At 70.2% G+C, this 6,105-nt stretch carries 7 protein-coding genes; 5 read left to right on the forward strand and 2 right to left on the reverse strand.

Features of this window, described 5'->3' with window-relative positions; genetic code table 11:
• Nucleotides 1-12: 12 nt before the first annotated feature.
• Complete coding sequence (locus HZF19_RS08605) at nucleotides 13-1,761, forward strand: ABC transporter ATP-binding protein (RefSeq protein ID WP_372443448.1); 1,749 nt, start codon at nucleotides 13-15, stop codon at nucleotides 1,759-1,761.
• A gap of 100 nt (nucleotides 1,762-1,861) precedes the next feature.
• Nucleotides 1,862-2,848, forward strand: a complete 987-nt coding sequence (locus HZF19_RS08610) for a malate dehydrogenase (protein WP_208028367.1) — start codon at nucleotides 1,862-1,864, stop codon at nucleotides 2,846-2,848.
• A gap of 6 nt (nucleotides 2,849-2,854) precedes the next feature.
• Here the strand turns inward: HZF19_RS08610 and HZF19_RS08615 are convergent, their stop codons facing one another.
• Complete coding sequence (locus HZF19_RS08615) at nucleotides 2,855-3,691, reverse strand: DNA-formamidopyrimidine glycosylase family protein (protein ID WP_208028354.1); 837 nt, start codon at nucleotides 3,689-3,691, stop codon at nucleotides 2,855-2,857.
• Nucleotides 3,692-3,704: 13 nt separating this feature from the next.
• A complete protein-coding gene (locus HZF19_RS08620; RefSeq protein WP_208028355.1) occupies nucleotides 3,705-4,088 on the reverse strand; it encodes an SCP2 sterol-binding domain-containing protein in 384 nt (127 codons plus the stop codon).
• 84 nt (nucleotides 4,089-4,172) lie between these two features.
• Here HZF19_RS08620 and HZF19_RS08625 point away from each other — a divergent pair, with 84 nt between their 5' ends.
• From HZF19_RS08625 to HZF19_RS08635, 3 genes are all read left to right on the forward strand, one after another.
• Nucleotides 4,173-4,517: a PEP-utilizing enzyme gene (locus tag HZF19_RS08625; protein ID WP_208028356.1), complete on the forward strand. Its 345-nt coding sequence runs from the start codon at nucleotides 4,173-4,175 to the stop codon at nucleotides 4,515-4,517.
• Complete coding sequence (locus HZF19_RS08630) at nucleotides 4,510-5,673, forward strand: hypothetical protein (RefSeq protein ID WP_208028357.1); 1,164 nt, start codon at nucleotides 4,510-4,512, stop codon at nucleotides 5,671-5,673. The genes HZF19_RS08625 and HZF19_RS08630 overlap by 8 nt, the downstream gene beginning before the upstream one ends.
• A 69-nt stretch (nucleotides 5,674-5,742) precedes the next feature.
• Nucleotides 5,743-6,105: hypothetical protein (locus HZF19_RS08635; RefSeq protein ID WP_208028358.1), on the forward strand; the 363-nt coding region annotated here is incomplete at its 3' end.

Raw genomic sequence — 6,105 nt, forward strand, 5'->3', positions numbered from 1 at the left:
ACCGGCGGAGCCATGCAGGTCCTCCGTCGCGGGCTGGCCATCTCCCCCGAGCTTGGTCGAGGCCTGCGCTTCACGGTGCTCATGGCCCTCGCGGGCGCGGTGGGTCGCATCGCGGTACCGGTGCTCATCCAGCAGATCCTCGACGAAGGGGTCACCGGGTCGGGCGGTCTGCGAGCCGGCTTCGTGCTGTCGGCGTGCGGGGTCACCCTCCTGGTGGTGGTGGCGGTGATGGCGGTCTCCCGCATCACCTACATCAGGCTGGTCCAGTCCGCGGAAGCCATGCTGCGCAGCCTGCGGGTGCGCGCCTTCGCCCACATCCACCGGCTCTCCGTCGCAGACCACGACGAGGCCAAGCGGGGGGTGCTCACGGCGCGGATCACCAGCGACATCGAGACCATCGCCCGGTTCGCGCAGTGGGGCGGCATCGCCTGGATCGTGAACACGATCGTGATCCTCGGCGTACTCGCCGTGATGGCGGTGTACTCGTGGCAGGTCGCCCTGCTGGTGGTCGTGGTGTTCGCGCCGATGTTGCCGGTCATGCGGGCTCTGCAGCGCAGGCAGCTGCGCGCCTACGACCAGGTGCGCACCCGTGTCGGCGAGACCATGTCCGCCATCTCGGAGAGCATCATGGGAGCCGGCGTCGTGCGCGCCTACGGCATCGGTGGGCGCGTCCGCGAGCGGGTCCACGGCGCCATCGACCGTCAGTACCGCAGCGAGGTGCGAGCAGCCCGCTACTTCGCCCTGCTGTTCCCGCTCGGGGACATCTTCGGCGGCACGGCGCTCGCGGTCGTGCTCGCCGCCGGGGCGTGGTTCGGACCGAGCTGGGGGCTCGACGTCGGGAGCCTCGTGGCCTGCTTGTTCCTGGTCAACCTCATCCTCGGTCCCATCGCCGAGCTGGGGGAGATCCTGGACCAGACGCAGACCGCGCTCTCGGGCTGGCGCAAGGTGCTCGACGTGCTCGATCTGCCGATCGACGTCCCCGAGCCCGACCCCGGGGTGGCGCTCCCCGGGGGACCCCTCGACGTGCGGGTCGAGGACCTGTCGTTCGCCTACCGGGAGGGCGGCCGGGTGCTGCACGGGGTGTCGGTCGAGATCCCCGCCAGCGCGGATGTCGCCGTGGTGGGCGAGACCGGATCGGGCAAGACCACCTTCGCCAAGCTCCTCTGCCGGCTGGCAGATCCCACGGACGGGCGGATCCTCATCGGCGGCGTGGATCTGCGCCAGGTCGCGCCCGGGTCGCGCCACGACGCGATCCGGCTGGTCCCCCAGGACGGGTTCCTCTTCGACACCTCGATCCGTGAGAACGTGCGGATGGGTCGGACAGGCGCGGGCGACGGCGAGGTGGAGGAGGTCTTCCGCCGGCTGGGTCTCGAGGAGTGGCTCGCACGGCTCCCGGCCGGGCTCGACACCATGGTGGGCGAGCGCGGTGAGAACCTCTCGGTGGGCGAGCGCCAGCTCGTCGCCCTCGCCCGCGCCGCGGTGGCCAATCCGGGCCTGCTCATCCTCGACGAGGCCACCTCCGCCGTCGACCCCGAGACGGAACGAGCCATCACCACCGCGCTCGCCCGGCTGGCCGAGGGGCGGACGACCGTCAGCGTCGCCCACCGGTTGTCGACCGCCGAGGCGGCCGATGTGGTGCTGGTGTTCGACGCGGGACGCATCGTGGAGCAGGGCTCGCACGCCGAGCTGGTGGCCTCGGGCGGGCGGTACGCCGAGCTGTACCAGAGCTGGCTCGGCAACACCCGGCGCGACGGTTCCTGACCACTGGCGGCCAGCAGGGCGGCTTTTTCGCCCCGTGGGGCCGGTGGCTAGATTCGGCTCCGCCCCGACCGGTCGCGATGCCCTGACTTGGAGGAATCCCGTGAACGACCCCGTGCGCGTTGCCGTCACCGGAGCTGCTGGCCAGATCGGCTACAGCCTCCTGTTCCGCATCGCGAGCGGCCAGATGCTCGGCCCGGATCAGCCGGTGATCCTCCAGCTCCTCGACATCACGCCAGCCATGGACGCCTTGCGGGGCGTGGTGATGGAGCTGGAGGACTGCGCCTTCCCCCTCCTCGAGTCGATCAACCAGACCGACGAGCCGGCAGAGGCGTTCAGCGGTGCCGACTATGCGCTGCTGGTCGGTGCCCGACCGCGTTCGAAGGGCATGGAGCGCAAAGACCTCCTCGAGGCCAACGGGGCGATCTTCACCGTCCAGGGCAAGGCCCTCAACGACCATGCCTCCAAGGACGTGCGGGTCCTGGTGGTGGGGAACCCGGCGAACACGAACTGCCTGATCGCCATGAACAACGCACCCGACCTGCCGCGGCGCCACTTCACCGCCATGACCCGCCTCGACCACAACCGGGCGGTGGCGCAGATCGCCAAGCGGGCGGGCCGCTCGGTCCGGTCGGTGAAGAAGGTGTCGATCTGGGGGAACCACTCCGCCACCCAGTACCCGCACCTGTTCGCTGCGGAGATCGACGGTGTGAACGCACACCAGGTCATCGATGACCTGGCGTGGGTGCAGGACGACTTCATCCCCACGGTGCAGCAGCGGGGCGCAGCGATCATCGAGGCCCGGGGGTTGTCGAGCGCCGCCTCGGCCGCGAACGCCGCTCTCGATCACATGCGCGACTGGGTGCTGGGCACCCCGAACGGTGATTGGGTCAGCATGGCCGTGGCCTCCGACGGCAGCTACGGGGTGCCCGAGGGGCTGATCTGCTCGTTCCCGGTCACCACCTCCGCCGGCGAGTGGGAGATCGTGCAGGGTCTCGAGTTCGACGACTTCGCCCGCCAGCGGTTCGACGCCAGTGTCGCCGAGCTGATCGAGGAGCGCGACACGGTGGTCGAGCTCGGTCTCATCTGATCGTGGCTACTTGAGGAACTTGCTGGTGGTGTTGTCGGCCAGGACCTTGCCCGCGGTCTGGCAGGCGGGGCAGTAGTTGACCGTGTAGGTCGAGTAGGACACCGAGCGGATGGTGTCGCTGCACACCGGGCACGGCTGGCCCTCACGATGGTGGACCGCGCCCAGCCGCTCCTTCGAGTGGCTCATGTCGTCACGATCACGTTCGTAGGCCAGCGACTCCCCGATGCACCGGCGGATCGCCACGTGGAGCCGATCGATCTCGTCCGAGTCGAGGTTCGCGGTGTTGGCGAACGGCGACAGGCCTGCCCGGTGGCAGATCTCGTTGGCCAGCCGGCGGCCGATCCCGGCGATGCACCGCTGGTCGCGCAGGAAGCCGTGGACGCGCATGGAGACACCGCGCAGCCGGCGTTCGAGCTCGTCGCGCGGTACGGCGTCCGCCTCGGGTCCCAGGTCGGCGAGGGGCTCGTCAACGAGCGGGTCGCCCTCGATCACCCAGATGCCTGCTCGTCTCTCCCTTCCCGCCTCGGTGAGCAGCAGCCCGCTGCCGTCAGCGAACAGCCAGCGGGCCAGCGCGCCTCGCGGCCTCGCGGCGAGCTTCTCGTCGGGACGAAGGCGCCCGCCCTGCATGAGGTGTACGACGAACGTCGCAGCCTGCACGTCGAGCAGCAGGTACTTGCCACGCCGCCTGACCGCGACGAGCAGGTGACCGAGGGCCACCTCTGGCGGCGGGGTGACGGTCTTGAGCGCGGTGAACGACATGGCCTGGAACCGCTCGAGGACCCGACCGCCGACGGCGGCCGTCAGGCGTTCGGCATGCGCTTGCAGCTCTGGTAGCTCGGGCAAGGCACTCGTCCCCTCAGTAGCTCGTCTCGGCTCGGAGCGCCCCGAAGAGGTCTTGGACGCCGGCGACGGCAGCCTGCTGCGACGCGAGCGCTCGGATGTCGCCACCGATGCGCAAGCCCCCGGTCATGAATGCGGCCTGCGCGCTCTGGATCCCCTGGCTGATCCGGGCAGCAGTGTCGCGATCGGTGATGAACGTCACCGTCGGTGCGCTGGCACGCCCGCGGTGCGCCCGAACCCGCCCGCCACGCAGGACGAGGTGGTAAGCGACCTCCGTCCCTTCGTCGTCGGTCACCACCTGCTGGATGACCATGTCGAGGTCCGGATCGACCGCGTCGGTGGCCGCCTCCGCGGCGCGCTCGAGCGCGGCGAGCCACTCGTCGGACAGGAAGCGCAGCACCTGGCCAGGCTAGACACGGGCTCCTCGCCTCACGACCGGTCGCCGGCCACGGCGGGCTGCGCAACGGCAGTACGATCACTCGCCATGCAGGAGGTCGCCCGGGGCGTGAAGGTCTTCGACGCCCCGGCGGTCTCGGGACGCTGGCAGCCGATGACTGGCCCGGACGACGTGCTCGATCTGATGGACTCCGGCGCCGAGGACGTGATCGCGCTGGTGCGCGACGCGGGCGCCACCTTCCTGTCACCGATCTTCCACGAGCTCGCCGGCGTGGTCTGCACCGGAGGCACCCCGCGCAGCCACATCGGGATCGTGAGCCGGGAGTTCCACGTACCGTGCATCATGGGCGCCACCTTCGTGGGTCGGGAACCCGAACCGGGCAGCATGGTGGAGCTCGACTGCAGTGGCACCGAAGGCGTCCTCCGTGGCTGATCCGGCACGGCCGAGGCCACCGGGGCACCGCGACTGCGAGCACGACCTGGAGGAGGCGAACCGGCTGATCGCCTACCACAGCCCGATCGCCCAGGCCCTGACGGCGGAGCGCACGTCGTACCGCTCACAGCTCATCCCCGTCACCGCGTACATCGTCGTGGCTTGTGCCGAGACGTTCTACCGGTACCCGGCGATGATCGAGGCGATCGACGCGGCCATGCCCGCAGAGGAGATCGGGCGAGCCGGCCGGCGGCCTGGGAGCACCATCAACACCGTCCACCTGTGGTCGATCGCCAACTTCTACCTGACGGGACGCAAGGCACTCACCGCGATCGATCCTGGCCTCGACGACCCCCACGCGGCGCGCACCGTCCTCGAGTTCTGGGAGCGGGCCGCGATGGCGTTCCGCGGGGGTGACGGCACCCGCCAGGCGTGGGATGCCCGGGGTGTCGTGAGGCCCTACGGCGACGACATCGTGCAGACCCTCGTGGAGGGTGCCCAGCCGATCGTCGACGAGGAGCAGCAGCTCCGGGTCAGGCGGTTCAACGCCACGCTGGTGAACTACCTGTTCCTCCTCTACTTCGATACCCGAGTGGGCACGGGCGACACCGGTCCGTACGTGCTGCCCGACGGGCGGGTCCTGCTGGTGCGCGACTTCTACCGCCTGGGCCAGAGCGACTTCTGGTGGTCCGATGTGGCGGCCGGCATGCCCTACCAGAACCTCACGGCCGGTCTGGTGCTCGACGGGGTCGACGTACGGATCTCCGACTTCGGTACCTGTGTCACCGTCCCGGAGGACTACCTGGGCCATCTCTGCGGGTTCGGGCTGTTCACCACCGACACCCCGGACGGGTCCCTGGCCCGGGTTCCTCTCGACGAGATGGACGCCCTGGTGTCGACCGTCCGCACCGTGCAGGCGCGCCACTACCGCAACATCGTGGCCATGAGCCGTGATGACATGATCCGCGCCGGCGCCTACGTCTATTTCACGTTCCTGCGACCCTTCGCCGAGGCGGCCGGGGTGGCGGATCGACTTGACTGGTCCGTTCCGAAAGCGCTTCCCGAGCCGCTGTACGAACTGTTCTCCGCTCTCACGGGTGAGGAGGTGGAGCTCGGCGTCGACGGTGACTACTACTCGCTCATCCGCCCGTCGTGACCCCTGGGCCGGGCGCACCGCTAGTGTCCGGTCGTCCGGTTCGTGGAAGCGTCGAGGAAGGGAGCACCTGTGGGCTTCATGGACGACCTCAAGCGGGGCGCTGACAGCCTCAGCAGCAAGATCAACCAGGGCCTCTCCGGCAGCGGCAGCGGTGCGCCCAGCGCCGCTCGCGCCGAGCCACTGCTGCGAGATCTCGGTGTGCTCACCTTCCTGGATCAGACCGGGAGGTTGAGCGAGGCGCAGCAGGCCGACGTCCAGCGGGTGCTGGCGGACCTGCAGTCCCTCGAGGCGCAGGGGGTTCGCCTCGACCTGGCGCTGCGCAGCGCGCCGCCGCCCCCTCCCGGTGCTGCTGCCCCGCCGCCTCCTGGAGCGGCTGCACCCCCGCCCCCACCGAGCGGCGTGGCCCCGCCGCCGCCCCCCGCCGCCGTGCCC

This window comes from Rhabdothermincola sediminis, assembly GCF_014805525.1.
Lineage (GTDB): Bacteria > Actinomycetota > Acidimicrobiia > Acidimicrobiales > Acidimicrobilacustridaceae > Rhabdothermincola > Rhabdothermincola sediminis.

Excerpts from the sequence above, each read along its gene's own strand:
- HZF19_RS08625 (WP_208028356.1), top strand. The coding sequence starts at position 4,173 with ATGCAGGAGGTCGCCCGGGGCGTGAAGGTCTTCGACGCCCCGGCGGTC.
- HZF19_RS08605 (WP_372443448.1), top strand. The coding sequence starts at position 13 with ATGCAGGTCCTCCGTCGCGGGCTGGCCATCTCCCCCGAGCTTGGTCGA.